Source organism: Terrabacter koreensis (assembly GCF_054783315.1).
Genome location: NZ_BAAGQU010000004.1, coordinates 1,754,231 through 1,769,475 on the forward strand (window position 1 = coordinate 1,754,231; position 15,245 = coordinate 1,769,475).

The window sequence follows — 15,245 nt, forward strand, 5'->3', positions numbered from 1 at the left end:
GGCCGGACTCACGAGGGACGGGACATGACGACGACGCTGCTGACGAGGGTGAAGAGCAAGCTCTTCGTCCACGCGCGCCGCAAGTCGCGCAGCCTGCTCGAGGGCGAGTACGCCTCGGTCTTCCACGGACGCAGCCTCGACTACGACGACCTGCGCGACTACGTGCCGGGCGACGAGGTGCGCGACATCGACTGGCGTGCCACGGCCCGCCACCAGGCGCCACTCGTCAAGCGCTACGTCGCGACCCGCAAGCAGAACCTCATGCTCGTCATCGACACCGGCCGCGGCATGGCGGCCACGACCCGCAGCGGCGAGCAGAAGAAGGCGGTCGCGGTGGCCGCCGCCGGGCTCGTCGGCTACCTCGCCCAGCGCCACGGCGACCTCGTCGGCCTCGTCCGCGGCACGGCAGGCTCGACCGTCGCGCACGACCTGCGGGGCAGCGAGGCGCACCTCGAGACGCTGCTGCGCGCCGTCGACTCGGCCACGGTCGTCGACGGCGACCAGAGCAACCTCGCGACCCAGCTGCGCTGGATCGTCCGCAACGTGCGCCGCCGGCTCGTCCTGCTCGTCGTGGCCGACGACAAGGAGCTCGACCCTGCACTGGACGACCTGCTGCGTCGGCTGCACGTGCAGCACGAGATCCTCTGGATCACCGTCGAGGACGCCGACCCGACCGCCATCGGCGGCGACCGCACGGCATACGACGTCGCCGACACCTACACGCTGCCCACCCTGGTGCGTCTCGACCCGAAGGTCCGTGCGGCGTATGCCGCCTCGGTGGCCGAGCGCGTGCGCCGCACGACGGAGCTGCTCGACCGCCGCGGCATCAACCACGCGCGCCTCGGGTCGTCGGACGAGGTCGTCCAGACGATGTTCGCGCTCCTCGAGAGGCAGCGCCGTGCGCGCCGCTGACGCGCCCCCGCCGGGTTTCTACGCGCCCGACCCGTATGCCGCCCGGTGGCTGTGGATCGGCGTCGGCGTCCTCGCTCTCGTTGCCGCCTGGTACGCGTGGGTGTGGTGGTCGACCCGCGAGAAGAAGGTCGTCGTGCCGCCGCGGGTCACCACCGACCGCCTCAGCCGGCTGCGCGCCGACTACACCCGGCAGATCGACCTCGTGCTCCAGCGGGCTGCGGCGGGCGAGATCACGCAGCGGCGCGCCCACCAGCAGCTCAGCGTGCTCGTGCGCCACTTCGTCCAGGAGGTCTCGGGCATCCACGCGCCGACGATGACGCTCACCGAGCTCAACGCCCGGGGTGCGCGGCTCACCCCGGTCTCCGAGGTCGTCGGCACCCTCTATCCGGGGGAGTTCGCTCCTCGCGAGACGGCCACGCTCGTGGGCGCCGGCGACGTCGCGAAGCAGGTGGTCGCGCGGTGGAGCTGAACGGAATCGACCTCAAGTACCCCGCGGTCCTGTCGCTGGGCGTCCTGCTGGCGCTCGCGCTGGCGTTCGTGGTGCACCGGATGATGTCGCGGCGCTCTGCCCGGGCCGCGGCCGCCGTCGCCAACTCGACGGCCCTGACCGAGCTCCCCGAGTACCGCCGGGCGCTGCGGCTGCACCGCATCCGCATGGCGGTGCTCGCCCTGAGCGCGGTCCTGCTCGGAGGGGCCGCCCTCGTCGGTGCGGCGCGGCCGCTCGACACGACCATCGACAAGCCGCAGACCCGCAGCCGCGACATCATGCTGTGCCTCGACATCTCCGGCTCGATGGCTGCCTACGACGCGACGCTCGTCGCCACGTTCAAGACGCTCGTCAAGAGCTTCGAGGGCGAGCGCATCGGCCTCGTCATCTTCAACTCGTCGGCGGCCACGGTCTTCCCGCTCACCGACGACTACGACTTCATCAACGACGAGCTCGACACCGCCACCAAGGCGCTGAGCGGCGACCCCGAGCTCGACTCGTTCTTCGCCGGCACGTTCAACGGCCGCGGAACCTCCCTCATCGGCGACGGCCTCGCCACCTGCGTGTCCAGCTTCGACAAGGTCGACCTGCAGCGCGCCCGGTCGGTCGTGTTCGCCACCGACAACCACGTCGCCGGCCGGCCGATCATCGACGTCGACGAGGCGGGCGAGCTGGCCAAGGCCAAGGGCGTCCGCGTCTACGGGCTCAACCCCGAGGAGGACGGCCCCGACGACGAGGCGCTGGAGATGCGCGAGGTCGTGACCGGCACCGCCGGCCAGTACTACGCGATGGGCGACCAGTCCGCCATCAAGGGCATCGTCGACGCGGTGCAGGCCCAGGAGGCCACCCTCATCGACGCCGCCTCGCGCTCCCTCTACTCCGACAACCCGACGCTGCCCATCGCGCTGGCCGGTGTCGGCCTGCTGGGAGTGGTCGGGGCGAGCCGGAGGTGGGCCTCATGACCTTCCTGCCCGTCGCGCCGTGGCCGGTCCTGCTCGTGCTGCTCGTCGCCGCCCTCGCGGCGATCTGGTGGAACCCGTCGTCCCGCACCGTCCCGGGGGAGTCGCGCGCGACGCACTGGCGGCTGACCGCCGCGGCGCTGCTGCTGGGCCTCGCGGCGGTGCGGCCGGCCGTGCCGGGCGAGCAGGTCGACACGACTGCCGCCAACCTCAACGTCTACTTCGTCGTCGACACGACGAGCAGCATCATCGCCGAGGACTACGGCGACGAGCGCCCGCGCATCGAGGGCGTCGCCGCCGACATCGCCGCCATCGCGGAGGCGCTGCCGGGCGCACGCTACTCCGTCGTGACCTTCGACCAGGACGCCCGCGTACGCCTGCCGCTCACCACCGACACGACGGCCCTCGATGCGGCCGTGGAGACGTTGCTGCCCGAGTCCTACGAGGTGTCGCGTGGCTCGTCGGTCACCCAGGCGAAGGACCGCCTGAAGTCGCTGCTGGAGCAGGCGGCCTCCCGCGCACCGGAGCGGGGGCGAGTCGTCTTCTACCTCGGCGACGGCGAGCAGACCGCTGCCGAGCCGCCCGCTCCATTCGACGTGCCCAAGGGTCTGGTCAACGGGGGCGCGGTGCTCGGCTACGGCACCACCGAGGGCGGTCGCATGAAGGCGACCCGATCGCGGTTCGACTCCACCCGTTCCTACATCAAGGACCCCGCCACGGGGGAGGACGCCAGGTCGGTCATCGCCGAGGACACCCTGCGCGCCATCGCCGGGCAGCTCGGGCTGGCCTACCTGCACCGCGATTCGGGCGACTCGATCGACCCGGCCGTTGCCGGGATCGACCTCGAACGCTTCGGCACGAGCGAGGAGATCGAGAGGCAGAAGGTGCTGGCCCGGCGCGAGCTCTACTGGCCGCTGCTCATCGGCGTCGCCGGGATCGCGGCGTGGGAGGTCGGCGCAGCGTCAACCGCGCTGCTCCAGACCCGCCGACGCAGGGAGTCGCGCCCATGACGATCCTCGACGAGCGACCCCCCGGACGCGAACCCGCCGCCGACGGCACCGCGGGCGAGCCCGCGACGACGGCGCAGCAGGGCCCGTCGCGAGGCCGCTTCGGTCGTCTCCGTCGGCCGCACCGGCCGCTGCCGCCCCACCTGCGACGGCGCCGGCGTCGGCTCCTGCTCGCGTCGGCACCGGTGGTCGTGCTGCTGTTGCTCGTGGCGGCGCGCCTGCTCTCCCTCAACCTCGTCCACGCCCAGACGCTGGCCGCCTACGAGGCCGGCGACAAACCGCGCACGCTGACCTGGGGGGAGCGGCAGGGCTGGGTCAACGTGGTCGAGCAGTTCCGGTCACCGTTCGCGATCGGTGACGCCCACGTGCTGTCCGGTCACTTCGAGCTGGCCAGGCCGTGGTTCGAGCAGGCCTTCGAGCAGGTGCCCAAGGGCGGCATCGACGACTGCAAGGTGCGCGTCAACCTCGGCCTCACCTACGAAGCGCTCGGCGACGCGGCCAAGGCGCGTGAGCGCACGGACGAGTGGAAGCAGTTCTACGACAAGGGCATCAAGATCACCAAGGAGCGCCCGCCCCTGTGCGAGGCGCCCGAGGGCGGCCAGACCGGCGACCAGCTCCAGCAGGCCCAGCAGCGCATGGAGCAGAAGAGCGCCGACGCGCCGCCCCAGGACCCGCAGCAGCAGAACGACGACCAGCAGCAGCCGGGACCCAGCCAGCCCCCGCAGCCGACGCCCGATCCGGGCAACACGCCGAGCCAGGAGGAGCAGGACTACCTCAAGGAGCAGCAGCGGCAGAACACCATCGAGCGCAACCAGCAGCAGCAGGGCGACGAGACGGTGCCGGGGGACGGCTCGCAGTCGTACCCCAAGCCCTGGTGACCCCGAGGCTGGTCTCTGCGGCCGAGCGGGGCTAGAACCAGGCCTCGAGGGTCGTCGCGCGGTGCTCGAGCACGTCGACGGCCTTCTTGCCGCAGGACTCGGGGCGCGAGCGGTCGGCCGGCACCCGGGTCACGGCGACGCGCCAGCGCCGCCCGTCGGTGTGGTTCACGATGACCTCCCACCCGGTCCCCTGAGAGCCGGAGGGCTCGGCGTCGGGGAAGGCAACGGGGTCCTCGGCCCAGAGGGCCGCGAGGCGCGTCTCGCCCGTCTCGGCGCGGACGTGGGACTCGGCGCACTGCGACGGACCCGGCACGCCGGAACGGCCACGGTCGTGCAGCGGTCCGACGAGCTCGGTCGGGAGGTGGCCGGTGTCGCTGGCGGCGAGCACCCGCTCGGCGCCGTGGTCGTCGAGCCGGGCCAGGGTCTGGCCCCAGGGCAGCAGCACCGCCGTCGGAGCGAACCGGTGGCCGCCGGTGTGCGACACCTCCCACACGCGACCTGGCGCGAGCCGGGCGGCGTGCGCCGCGAGCGGACGGCCCCGCACTGCGCAGCAGACGTCGCGGCGCCCGTTCGTGCAGACGAGCAGCGTCGGCTCGGCCGACCCGGACCCCGGCAGCGACGCCTGCACGAGCGAGCGGCTGCCGCGCGCCAGGGCGCCCCAGTCGAGGCCGAGCAGGCTGCCGATGTCGTCGACCTCCGCGGACAGCAGCCACGCATCCTGTGGGCGCGTGCCGGCGTGGGCGAGCAGCACCCGCCGCGGGCCGTCGTGCGCGGGGTGCCCGCCGGGCCGGCGGATGAGCATGAACCGTCCGCCGGCGTGCGTCGTGCGTGCGTCGAGCTCAGCGCCGAGGTCGCGGTCGAGGTGCGACTCGCGTGCGGCGTCGCGGCCCCAGGGTCCCGGCTGCTCCACCACGACGAAGAACCGGGCGGTCGCGGCGGTGCCGTAGGCGCTCGTGCCGTCGCGGTCCCACTGCACCGAGCAGGCGTCCGCGGCCGGACGGCCGTGACCGCTGGTGGCCGGGTGCTCGTCGAAGTCCGTGACCTCGGTCGCGTCGCTCACGACTGGCCCTCCTCGGGATCGGGTGCGTCGTCAGGGGAGACGTCGACGGCCTCGGCTGAGGCCGCTCCGGAGCCACTGGTCCGTTCGGTGGCCGGCGGAGCGGAGACGTGCGCGATGAGCGCCGTGGTGGGCACCCCGGACCCGTCGCGGCGCCCGTCTGCGGCCGGCAGCTCGATGGCGACGCCGTTGGCGGCGGCGGCCCGCGCCGGGGTGTTGCCGGCGAAGGCGAGGACGAGGGTGTCCTCGCCCTTGAGGAACCGGTGGCACCGGACCCCGCCGGTCGCGCGTCCCTTGGCGGGGTACTCGGCGTACGGCGTGACCTTGATCGAGCCGCCCTCGGTGCCCGGGAGCGCCCCCGACGAGCCCGCCGAGGTGACGACGACGCCCTCGCGCCGCGGGTCGACGACGCCGAAGAACGCGGCGCGGGCGCCGGCGGCGAGCTTGATGCCGGCCATGCCACCGGCCGACCGGCCCTGTGGGCGCACCGACCGGGCCGGGAAGCGCAGCAGCTGCGCGTCGGTCGTCACGAACACGAGGTCGAGGTCGTCACGGGCCGCGACACCCGCTCCCACGACCCGGTCGCCGTCCTTGAGGGAGATGACGTCCCAGTCGTTGCTCTTGGGGGCGTCGGGGGTCACGCGCTTGACCACACCGGCGGCGGTGCCGAGCGCGACCACGGGAGCGTCGGCCCCGATCGGCACGATCGTCACCGGCTCCTCGCCCTTCGCGAGGTCGACGTAGGCGGCGAGGGGAGCCCCGCCGGAGAGGCTCGGGGCGCCGTTCGTGGGAGGCAGGGTGGGCAGGTCGAGAGCCGAGAGTCGGACCATGCGCCCGGCCGAGGTCACGAGCCCGAACTCGCCGCGGGCCGTGGTGGGCACGGCGCCGATGACGACGTCGTGCTTGGAGCGGGACCCCTCGGCGAGGACCGGCTCGGCGGAGCCCGTGCGGGCGAGCAATCCCGTGGACGAGAGCAGCACCCAGCACGGGTCGTCGGCGATCTCGAGCGGCGAGCTGGCGGTGGCGGCCGCGCTCGCACCCGAGCTCTCGAGCAGCACCGTGCGGCGCGGCGTGCCGTGCGCCTTGGCGACGTCGGCGAGCTCGGTCGAGACGAGCTTGAGCAGCAGCTTCTCGTTGTCGAGCAGGGCGCGCAGCTCCTCGATCGCCCGCTCGAGCTCCGCCTTCTCGGTCTCGAGCTCGATGCGCGAGAACTTCGTGAGGCGGCGCAGCTGCAGGTCGAGGATGTAGGTCGCCTGCGCCTCGGAGAGGTCGAAGACCTCCATGAGGCGGGCGCGCGCCGTGCCGGCGTCGTCGGAGCTGCGGATGACCTGGATGACCTCGTCGATGTCGACGATGGCGATGAGCAGGCCCTCGACGAGGTGCAGCCGCTCCTCGCGCTTGGCCAGCCGGTGCTCGGTGCGGCGCCGCACGACCGTGGTGCGGAAGTCGACGTAGACCTTGAGCAGCTCCTTGAGCCCCATCGTGCGGGGCTGCCCGTCGACGAGCGCCACGTTGTTGATGCCGAAGTTCTCCTCCATCGGCGTCAGCTTGTAGAGCTGCTCGAGGACGGCGTCGGGGTTGAAGCCGTTCTTGACCTCGATGACGAGGCGCAGCCCGTGCTGGCGGTCGGAGAGGTCCTTGAGGTCGGCGATGCCCTGCAGCTTCTTGCCCTGCACGAGGTCCTTGACCTTGTCGATGACCTTCTCGGGGCCGACGAGGTAGGGCAGCTCGGTGACGACGATGCCCTTGCGGCGCGGGGTGATCGACTCGATGCGGGCGGTCGCGCGGGTGCGGAAGCTGCCGCGCCCCGTGAGGTACGCGTCGCGGATGCCCTCGAGGCCGACGATCTTGCCGCCGCAGGGCAGGTCCGGCCCCGGCACGAACTTCATGAGGTCCTCGAGCGAGCACGAGGGATTCGCGATGAGGTGGCGCGCGGCGCCGATGACCTCGACGAGGTTGTGCGGCGGCATGTTGGTGGCCATGCCGACGGCGATGCCGGCCGCGCCGTTGACGAGGAGGTTCGGGTACGCGGCGGGCAGCACGCCCGGCTGGTACTGCGTGTCGTCGTAGTTCGGGACGAAGTCGACGGTGTCCTCGTCGAGGGAGCCGACCATGAGGAGGGCGGCGTTCGCCATCCGCGCCTCGGTGTAGCGGGCCGCGGCCGGACCGTCGTCGAGCGAGCCGAAGTTGCCGTGGCCGTCGATGAGGGGCAGGCGCAGCGTGAAGGGCTGGGCCATGCGCACGAGGGCGTCGTAGATGGCCTGGTCCCCGTGGGGGTGGTACTTGCCCATCACCTCGCCGACGACGCGCTGGCTCTTGACGTGACCGCGGTCGGGGCGCAGACCGAGCTCGTTGGCGCCGTAGAGGATGCGTCGCTGGACCGGCTTGAGGCCATCGCGCGCGTCGGGCAGGGCCCGGCTGTAGATGACGCTGTAGGAGTACTCGAGGAAGGCGTTCTGCATCTCCTCCTCGACGTCGATCCCGACGATCTTCTCCTCGAAGTCCTCGGGCGGAGGCGGGGTGGTCGTGCGACGGGCCATGCCGGGTGGTGCTCCTTGCCGCTAGCGGGTGAACACCCCATCTTCGCGCAGGCCGCTCACGCGTCCTCACCTGCCACGCCGAAACGGCCCCAGTGGGCCACCTCGTGGCCGCTCCGTCGGTGGCGGCGCAGGCTCGGGCTCCTGGGCCCCGGGACGGCATACCCGATCGAGACGACGCCGACGATCGTGCGTGACATGGGGATCGCGAACGCCTCGTGCACGGCCGAGTGGCGCTCCGGCGGCACGCCGAAGAAGAGGCTGCCGAGGCCCTCGTCGGTGGCCGTGAGCAGGATGAGCAGCGAGGCCATGCCGGTGTCGACGTCCCAGTAGGGCACCGGCCACCGTGCTTCGTCACGGTCGGTCCAGCCCTTGTCGGGCGCCGCGTAGCGGTCGAGGTAGGCGTCCTTGTGCGAGAGGCACAGCACGAGCACGGGTGCCTTGCGTATGCCGTCGAGCCAGCGGTCGCTCGGGGTCCCCTCGTCCGTCGTGGCAGCCCAGAACGTGTCACGCTCCTGCGGGGTCGTGAGCACGAGGAAGTCCCAGCCCTGGCTGAAGCCGGCGCTGGGGGAGCGGACGGCGTTGGCGAGGCACCGCTCGACGACCTCCCTCGGGACGGGCCGGTCGGGGTCGTAGCGGCGGACCATGCGTCGGGCGCGGACGACCTCGCTGAACTCCATCCGCACAGAGTGCCATCCGGCCCGTCGTGGTCCCGCGCGTCCCGGCATGTCCGGTGCGCCGTCGCGCCGAGGTGACAGGATGTGCCCCATGGAGGGTGGCGAGCTCGACGACACCGCGGCGATGGAGCGGGTCTCGGCCCGGGCGGCGGGTGCGCCCGTCGAGTGGGAGGCCGACGTCGTGCTCCGCGACGGCTCCGTAGCGCACATCAGGCCGATCACGCCCGACGACGCCGACGGCATCCGCGCCTTCCACAGCAAGCAGTCCGAGGAGTCGATCTACCTGCGCTTCTTCGCGCCGCTGCGCGAGCTGAGCGAGCGGGACGTCCACCGCTTCACGCACGTCGACCACCACGACCGGGTCGCCCTCGTCGCGACCCTCGACGGCGAGATCACCGGGATCGGGCGCTACGACCGCATCAACCCGACCTCGGCGGAGGTGGCGTTCAACATCTCGGACCACTTCCAGGGCAAGGGCATCGGCTCGGTGATGCTCGAGCACCTCGCCGCGATCGCCCAGGAGATGGGGATCACGAGGTTCGTCGCCGAGGTGCTGCCCCAGAACCGGAAGATGCTGACGGTCTTCAAGGACGCCGGCTACGAGGTCACGCACCACATCGAGGACGGTGTCGTCGAGGTCGCCTTCGACATCGAGCCGACCGAGCAGAGCAAGGCGGTGCAGCTCTCGCGCGAGCACCGCGCTGAGTCGCGCAGCATGCGCACCATCCTCTTCCCCGAGCGGGTCGCCATCATCGGCGCCAGCCGCCGCGAGGAGTCCATCGGCGCGCTGGTGATGCGCAACATCCTCGCCGCCGGCTACCAGGGCGAGCTCTACCCGATCCACCGGGTGGCCGAGCACGTCCAGGGCCTCAAGGCCTACCCGAGCATCCTCGAGACGCCCGAGCCCGTCGACCTCGCGATCGTCGTCGTGCCGGCCGCGCAGGCCATCGACGTCGTCAAGGACTGCGGCAGGGCTGGGGTCAAGGCGCTGCTCGTCCTCTCGGCCGGGTTCGCCGAGGCCGGTGCGGAGGGAGTCCTGCTGCAGGAGAAGCTGCGTCGCCGGGTGCGTCGGGCCGGCATGCGCATCGTCGGGCCCAACAGCTTCGGGCTCATCAACAACGACCCGGCCGTGCGGCTCAACGCCACCCTCGCCTCCGTCATCCCCGACTCCGGACGGCTCGGCCTCTTCGCGCAGAGCGGCGCCCTGGGTGTCGCGGTGCTCGCGTCGGCGGCCAGGCGAGGGCTCGGGATCTCGGTCTTCGCCTCGGCCGGCAACCGCGTCGACGTCTCCGGCAACGACCTCATGCAGTACTGGATCGACGACCAGGGCACCGACACCGTCGGCCTCTACCTCGAGTCGATGGGCAACCCCCGCAAGTTCTCGCGCATCGCCCGGGCGCTGGCGGCGGTCAAGCCGGTCGTCGTGGTCAGCTCGGGCGTCTCGAGCTTCGCGGCGCCGCCCGGGCACCGTACCCGGATCACCAACGTGCCGCCGCAGGCGTTCGACGCCCTGCTCCGGCAGGCCGGCGTCATCCGGGTCGAGAACGTGCACCAGCTCTTCGACGTCGCCCAGCTCACGCTCCACCAGCCGCTCCCCAAGGGTGACCGGGTCGCCATCGTCGGCAACTCCGACGCCCTCGGCGCCCTGAGCGCGAGCGCCTGCGTCAGCTGGGGGCTGCGGGTGACCCACGGGCCCGTCTCCCTGCCGCCGCAGGCGTCGGCCGAGGAGTTCGCGGCCGCGCTCGACGCCGCCTTCGCCGACCCGGAGGTCGACAGCGTCGTCGCCGCGTTCATCCCGCCCCTCGTCACACAGGACGAGGAGGTCCACACGGCCGTTCGCAACATCGTCGCCGACTACGAGAAGCCTTGTGTCGCAACGTTCCTCGGCATGCGCGGTGTCGGTGACGGACTCTCGTACGACCAGGACGGCATGCGCAGGTCGGTGCCCGCGTACGCGATGCCCGAGGACGGCATCCGCGCGCTCAACGCGGTCACGAGGTACGCGTTGTGGCGCCAGCGTGACCGTGGCACCGCGGTCTCTCCCGTCGGCATCGACCGGCTGCGCGCCGAAGCGCTCATCGACGGCTACCTCGCCGGGAGCAGCGAGGGTCGCGCGCTGACGCGCGAGGAGGCTCGCGAGCTGCTCGGCGCGTACGGCATCCGGGTGTGGCCCGCCGTGGAGGTCACCGGCGTCGAGGCTGCCGTCGCCGCTGCCGACGAGCTCACCTACCCCGTCATCCTCAAGTCGACGTCGCCGGTGGTGCGCCACCAGCCCGGACTCGTCGGCGTGCGCGGCGACCTCGTCGACGCAGAGGCGGTCCGCAACGCGTATGCGTCCCTCAGCGAGCGGCTCGGGCCGCTCGTCGCCGACCGGTTCGTCGTGCAGCGCATGGCCGTGCCGGGTGTCTCGACCGTGATCCGCGCGAGCGAGGACCCGCTCTTCGGTCCCGTCGTCAGCTTCTCGGTGGCGGGGCCGCCCACCGAGCTGCTCGACGACGTGGCTCACCGCATCCCGCCGCTGACCGACGTCGACGTCACCGACCTCATCGACGGCGTCAAGGCGGCGCCCCTGCTGAACGGCCACCGTGGCGCGGCCCCCGTCCACCGGGCGGCGCTCGCCGACCTCGTCGCACGGCTCTCGGTGCTCGCCGACGACCACCCGGAGCTCGCGTCGGTCGAGCTCAACCCGGTCAACGCGTGGACCGGCGGGGTCGACGTGCTCGGGGCCGAGGTCGTGGTCCGGCCCGCTCTCGTGCGCAAGGACCCCGGGCGTCGCCGCATGACCTGAGACACCCACTCGGCACGTCAGTGCAAGGATGGGGTCATGCGACACGCGACCCAGGGCACCGGCCGAGCCCTTCCCCAGGACCTCACCGAGGCGATCACCCGAGCCGGCTACTACCCGTCGCTGGTCTGCGACGTCGTCGAGTCGGCCATCGCCGACGACGAGGTCGTGTCGCACCTCGTGCACCAGGAGACGACCTTCGACCACGAGACGGTGCGTCGTCACGTCACCGTCCTCGTCGTCACGCCGCTGCGCCTCGTCATCGCGCACGCCGACGACCACGCCGAGTCCGAGGACAAGCTGATGGCCACGGCCACCACCGAGACCGTGCCGCTCGCCGCGGTGCGGGGCGTCATGCTGACGCACGTCGTGACCCAGCCCGACACCTTCACGCCGGGCACCCACGGTCGCGACCTCACCCTGACGCTCGGCTGGGGCGCCGTCAGCCGCCTCGACATGATCCCCGCCCAGTGCGGCGACCCCGACTGCACCGCCGACCACGGCTTCGAGGGCACCATCGCCTCCGACGACATCTCGCTGCGCATCAGCTCGGCCGCCGACGGCGAGGACGCCGTCGGCAACGCGATGCGCTTCGCGCGCGTGCTCTCCGCCAGCATCGGCGGCGGCACCGCGCACTGACGCTGCCGATGACGACCCCGTCCCCGGGCCCCACCGACTGGTCGCGCGGCACGCTCGCCTCCGTCCTGCCGTCGGTGGCCGACCGGCTGGGCGTGCCGAAGTATGCCGGCCGAGACGTCTTCGACCTGCCCCCGGCACCGCGCACCGTCGTCGTGCTCGTCGACGGGCTCGGCTACGACCTGCTGCGCCAGCGCGGCGGCCACGCACCGTTCCTGCGCAGCCACCTCGGCACGGCGCACCGGGTGCCCTGCGGCTTCCCGACCACGACGGCGACGTCGATGGGCACCTTCGGGACCGGGCTGCCACCAGGGGCGCACGGCCTCGTCGGCATGCAGGTGCTCGACCCCGCCACCGACACGCTGCTCAACGAGCTGTCGTGGGAGGACGGCCCCGACCCGCGCACGTGGCAGCCGAACGAGACGGTCTTCGAGGCCGCCGAGAACGCCGGCGTGTCGGTGACGATGGTGGGGCCGCACTACTTCGACGGCTCCGGCCTCACGCTCGCCACCCTGCGCGGCGGGCAGTTCCGCGGGGCGCGCACGCTCGACGAGCGCGTCGACGCGGCGGTGGCGGCGGTGCGAGCGGCGCCCCGCTCGCTCGTCTACCTCTACTGGGGCGAGGTCGACAAGATCGGCCACGTGCACGGCTGCCAGTCGTGGCAGTGGGGCGACGAGGTGGAGGCCGTCGACGCTGCGCTGCGCCGACTGGCCGCGCGGGTCCCCGACGACACCTCGGTCGTGGTGACGGCCGACCACGGCATGGTCGACATCCCGTTCCACGACCGCGTCGACCTGGTGGACGAGCCGGGCCTGATGGCCGGCGTGCGTCACCTCGGGGGCGAGCCGCGCAACCTGCAGCTCTACGCCGAGCAGGGCGCCGCCGAGGACGTCCGGCGTGCGTGGACCGACCGCCTCGGCGACCGGGTGCAGGTGCTGACCCGCGAGCAGGCCGTCGACGAGGGCTGGTTCGGTCCGGTGCGCGCCGGCGTGGCGGGTCGCATCGGTGACCTCGTCGTCGTGACGCGCGGGTCTTTCGCCGTGGTCCACTCGGGCCTCATGCGCAAGGAGCTCGTCGCGCTGCTCGGCCTGCACGGCTCGACCAGCGACGCGGAACTCGCCGTGCCGGTGGTCGTGGTGCCACCCCGCCGTGGCACCTAGGGTGGTGCCTCGTGGCTGAGCTCGTCTTCTTCTCCGGAACCATGGACTGCGGCAAGTCGACGCTCGCCCTGCAGATGGACCACAACCACGGTGCCCGGGGCCGCGTCGGCCTCATCTTCACCAAGATGGACCGCGCCGGCACCAACGTCCTCAGCTCCCGCCTGGGCCTCTCGACGGGGGCGCTCGAGGTCGGTGACGACCTCGACTTCTGGGAGGAGATCGTGGGCCGGGCGACCGCCGGCACGCGGATCGACTACCTCATCTGCGACGAGGCGCAGTTCTACACCTGCGACCAGGTCGAGCAGCTGGCCCGCATCGTCGACGAGATGGAGGTCGACGTCTTCGCGTTCGGCATCACCGCCGACTTCCGCACGGAGCTGTTCCCCGGGAGCAAGCGCCTCATCGAGCTGGCCGACCGGGTGCAGGTGCTTCAGGTCGAGGCCCTGTGCTGGTGCGGGCGGCGCGCGACGACCAACGCCCGCGTGCTGGACGGCGTCATGGTCGTCGAGGGCGAGCAGGTCGTCGTGGGCGACACGAAGCCGGGCACGACGGGTCTCGTCGAGTACGAGGTGCTGTGCCGGCGCCACTACATGCGGCGCATGACGTCGCACGCCGCGAGGGCCGCCGCCATCTCGCCCGAGGTGCTGCCGTTCGACCTCGACGTGTGCCCGCTGCCGCCGCTGCCGATCACCCAGGCCGACTGAGGGCTCGCGGCCGGTCAGTCGGTCTTGCGGCCGAACATGATGTCGTCCCAGCTGGGCACGCTCGGCCGACCCGACTTGCGCGCCGGTGGGGCAGGCTTGGGCGCCGGTCGGGGCGACGGTCGCGTCGACGGTCGGGGCGCGGGAGCGGCGGCTCGCTGCGCGACCACGTCGGCGTAGTCGTCCTCGTCGGCACGGTCGGGCGGGTCGGGCCGGTCGGGCTCGTCGTCCCCGTCGTGCCCTTGGTGCCCTTCGTGCCGTTCACCCTCGTCCGCGCTGGCAGTGGTGGTGGCGGGGTCGGGACGGGTGTCCTGCTGGGCGGCGTCGTCGGTGGCGTCGGTGGCGTCGGTGACGTCGTCCTGCGGCCCAGCCGGGGCCTCGTCGACAGGACCGTCGTCGCGGTGGTCGGGCCGCGCCGGGGTCTCGGGTGCCTGGACCTGCTGCAGGGGGCGGGTGCGTTCGGCCGAACGAGTGCGACGTGCGGCGGCGACCTCGCCGACCCGCTGCTCGGCCGACCCGGTCTTGACGACATCGGGGTCGTCCTCGGGGTGGGTGTGGGCCGGCGGCGGCAGCTGCTCGCGGTGGTCGCCGGCCAGCTCCTCGAGTGGGAGGGCCTCCTCGGGCACCGAGTCGAGGCCCGGCACTTCGGCGGACTTGGGCCTGCGCCGTCGACCTCGCTGGGCGCTGCGCTCGCGCATCGCGGCCATGAGGTCGACGGTCTCGCCCTCGCGACGACGCGGCGTCGGCGCCGTGATGCCGCCCTCGGCCTCGAGGTCGTAGACGTGGCTCGGCCTGGTGGGGGCGGTCAGGTGCGGCGCCGGGATGGGGCCGGGCGCCTGGACGTCCTCGTCCTCGCTGAGCCACCGCGCCTCGTCGTCCACCGCTGAGAGGGTGCGTGCCAGCGGGTCGAACTGCCATGCCGCCTCGCGCTGGCGCCCTCCGGCGTTGAAGACGAGCAGCACGGTCCACGCGCTCTTGTCGGTGCGGCGGGAGTCCCAGCTCGCGGAGCCCTCGTCGATCTCGCGGCTGCGCAGCCGCTCGGTGACGCGAGCGTCGAGGGTGGGGGCGGCGCCGTGGGACCCACCGCGGGCACGGAGCCTGGTCTGGCGGGCCAGGCCCGCGACGTGCTCGCGCTCGGCGAGGATCGGGCCCTCGTAGCGGTGGACCTTCTCGACGGACCAGCCGGCGCGTTCGGCGACCTCCTCGGCCGTCAGGCCGGCGCGGATCATGGACTGGACGTCCTTGGGGCGCAGGCCTCCTGACACCTCGATCTGCAGCTGGCCGAGTCGGGGGCGGTCGCGACGGGCAGCGGCCCGGAGCCCCTCGTCGAGGGGGAGGGAGAAGCGGTTGCCGTCGTCGTCGGCCAGCAGCAGGTGCAATCCGTCCTCGTGGACGCCGACGAGCCTGAGGTGCTGCATGGGTGGGTCTCCCGGTAGCGAGTCTGCGGGG

The 15,245-nt window shown here is 72.7% G+C and carries 13 protein-coding genes; 9 read left to right on the top strand and 4 right to left on the bottom strand.

Annotated features, from left to right (window positions below; all coding sequences use genetic code 11):
• Positions 1-24 precede the first annotated feature (24 nt).
• The 5 genes from ACYVNR_RS10920 to ACYVNR_RS10940 are packed head-to-tail and all read left to right on the top strand — an operon-like array spanning position 25 to position 4,243.
• Complete coding sequence (locus tag ACYVNR_RS10920; RefSeq protein ID WP_045192515.1) at positions 25-912, top strand: DUF58 domain-containing protein; 888 nt, start codon at positions 25-27, stop codon at positions 910-912.
• On the top strand, positions 899-1,381 hold the full coding sequence (locus ACYVNR_RS10925) for a hypothetical protein (RefSeq protein WP_045192514.1): 483 nt from the start codon (positions 899-901) through the stop codon (positions 1,379-1,381). The genes ACYVNR_RS10920 and ACYVNR_RS10925 overlap by 14 nt, the downstream gene beginning before the upstream one ends.
• Positions 1,372-2,361 (top strand): VWA domain-containing protein, encoded by a 990-nt coding sequence (locus ACYVNR_RS10930; RefSeq protein ID WP_461048082.1) that lies wholly within the window; start codon positions 1,372-1,374, stop codon positions 2,359-2,361. Before ACYVNR_RS10925 ends, ACYVNR_RS10930 begins: the two co-directional genes overlap by 10 nt.
• The gene (locus tag ACYVNR_RS10935; RefSeq protein ID WP_461048083.1) at positions 2,358-3,368 is read left to right on the top strand and encodes a VWA domain-containing protein; all 1,011 of its coding nucleotides are present in this window, start codon (positions 2,358-2,360) and stop codon (positions 3,366-3,368) included. The genes ACYVNR_RS10930 and ACYVNR_RS10935 overlap by 4 nt, the downstream gene beginning before the upstream one ends.
• Positions 3,365-4,243 carry a tetratricopeptide repeat protein gene (locus tag ACYVNR_RS10940; RefSeq protein ID WP_461048084.1) on the top strand — a complete coding sequence of 293 codons (879 nt, stop codon included), beginning with the start codon at positions 3,365-3,367 and terminating at the stop codon, positions 4,241-4,243. Before ACYVNR_RS10935 ends, ACYVNR_RS10940 begins: the two co-directional genes overlap by 4 nt.
• A 31-nt stretch (positions 4,244-4,274) precedes the next feature.
• Here ACYVNR_RS10940 and ACYVNR_RS10945 read toward each other — a convergent pair whose 3' ends face one another.
• From ACYVNR_RS10945 to ACYVNR_RS10955, 3 genes are read right to left on the bottom strand one after another with little or no spacing between them, the layout of a single operon-like run.
• Positions 4,275-5,303, bottom strand: a complete 1,029-nt coding sequence (locus ACYVNR_RS10945; RefSeq protein ID WP_461048086.1) for a sucrase ferredoxin — start codon at positions 5,301-5,303, stop codon at positions 4,275-4,277.
• The gene (locus ACYVNR_RS10950; protein ID WP_461048088.1) at positions 5,300-7,840 is read right to left on the bottom strand and encodes a DNA gyrase/topoisomerase IV subunit A; all 2,541 of its coding nucleotides are present in this window, start codon (positions 7,838-7,840) and stop codon (positions 5,300-5,302) included. Before ACYVNR_RS10950 ends, ACYVNR_RS10945 begins: the two co-directional genes overlap by 4 nt.
• Before the next feature lie 56 nt (positions 7,841-7,896).
• The gene (locus tag ACYVNR_RS10955) at positions 7,897-8,517 is read right to left on the bottom strand and encodes a nitroreductase family protein (protein WP_461048089.1); all 621 of its coding nucleotides are present in this window, start codon (positions 8,515-8,517) and stop codon (positions 7,897-7,899) included.
• Positions 8,518-8,605: 88 nt separating this feature from the next.
• Between ACYVNR_RS10955 and ACYVNR_RS10960 the strand changes: the two genes are divergently transcribed.
• The 4 genes from ACYVNR_RS10960 to ACYVNR_RS10975 are packed head-to-tail and all read left to right on the top strand — an operon-like array spanning position 8,606 to position 13,799.
• Entirely contained in the window at positions 8,606-11,302 is a 2,697-nt protein-coding gene (locus tag ACYVNR_RS10960) for a bifunctional acetate--CoA ligase family protein/GNAT family N-acetyltransferase (RefSeq protein ID WP_461048091.1), read from the top strand.
• Positions 11,303-11,338: 36 nt separating this feature from the next.
• Positions 11,339-11,938, top strand: coding sequence for a DUF5998 family protein (locus ACYVNR_RS10965; RefSeq protein WP_045192512.1), 600 nt, complete (start codon positions 11,339-11,341; stop codon positions 11,936-11,938).
• An 8-nt stretch (positions 11,939-11,946) separates the two neighbouring features.
• A complete protein-coding gene (locus ACYVNR_RS10970) occupies positions 11,947-13,095 on the top strand; it encodes an alkaline phosphatase family protein (protein WP_045192511.1) in 1,149 nt (382 codons plus the stop codon).
• An 11-nt stretch (positions 13,096-13,106) separates the two neighbouring features.
• Positions 13,107-13,799 (top strand): thymidine kinase, encoded by a 693-nt coding sequence (locus tag ACYVNR_RS10975; RefSeq protein ID WP_045192510.1) that lies wholly within the window; start codon positions 13,107-13,109, stop codon positions 13,797-13,799.
• A 14-nt stretch (positions 13,800-13,813) separates the two neighbouring features.
• On the opposite strand, the gene sepH is transcribed toward ACYVNR_RS10975, so the two are convergent.
• The gene (sepH, locus tag ACYVNR_RS10980; RefSeq protein ID WP_461048094.1) at positions 13,814-15,214 is read right to left on the bottom strand and encodes a septation protein SepH; all 1,401 of its coding nucleotides are present in this window, start codon (positions 15,212-15,214) and stop codon (positions 13,814-13,816) included.
• Positions 15,215-15,245: the final 31 nt, after the last annotated feature.

Bases quoted from the DNA above. Each gene is read 5' to 3' on its own strand.
- ACYVNR_RS10970 (WP_045192511.1), top strand. From the start codon at position 11,947: ATGACGACCCCGTCCCCGGGCCCCACCGACTGGTCGCGCGGCACGCTC.
- ACYVNR_RS10950 (WP_461048088.1), bottom strand. From the start codon at position 7,840: ATGGCCCGTCGCACGACCACCCCGCCTCCGCCCGAGGACTTCGAGGAG.
- sepH (WP_461048094.1), bottom strand. From the start codon at position 15,214: ATGCAGCACCTCAGGCTCGTCGGCGTCCACGAGGACGGATTGCACCTG.
- ACYVNR_RS10935 (WP_461048083.1), top strand. From the start codon at position 2,358: ATGACCTTCCTGCCCGTCGCGCCGTGGCCGGTCCTGCTCGTGCTGCTC.
- ACYVNR_RS10940 (WP_461048084.1), top strand. From the start codon at position 3,365: ATGACGATCCTCGACGAGCGACCCCCCGGACGCGAACCCGCCGCCGAC.
- ACYVNR_RS10965 (WP_045192512.1), top strand. From the start codon at position 11,339: ATGCGACACGCGACCCAGGGCACCGGCCGAGCCCTTCCCCAGGACCTC.
- ACYVNR_RS10955 (WP_461048089.1), bottom strand. From the start codon at position 8,517: ATGGAGTTCAGCGAGGTCGTCCGCGCCCGACGCATGGTCCGCCGCTAC.
- ACYVNR_RS10960 (WP_461048091.1), top strand. From the start codon at position 8,606: ATGGAGGGTGGCGAGCTCGACGACACCGCGGCGATGGAGCGGGTCTCG.
- ACYVNR_RS10920 (WP_045192515.1), top strand. From the start codon at position 25: ATGACGACGACGCTGCTGACGAGGGTGAAGAGCAAGCTCTTCGTCCAC.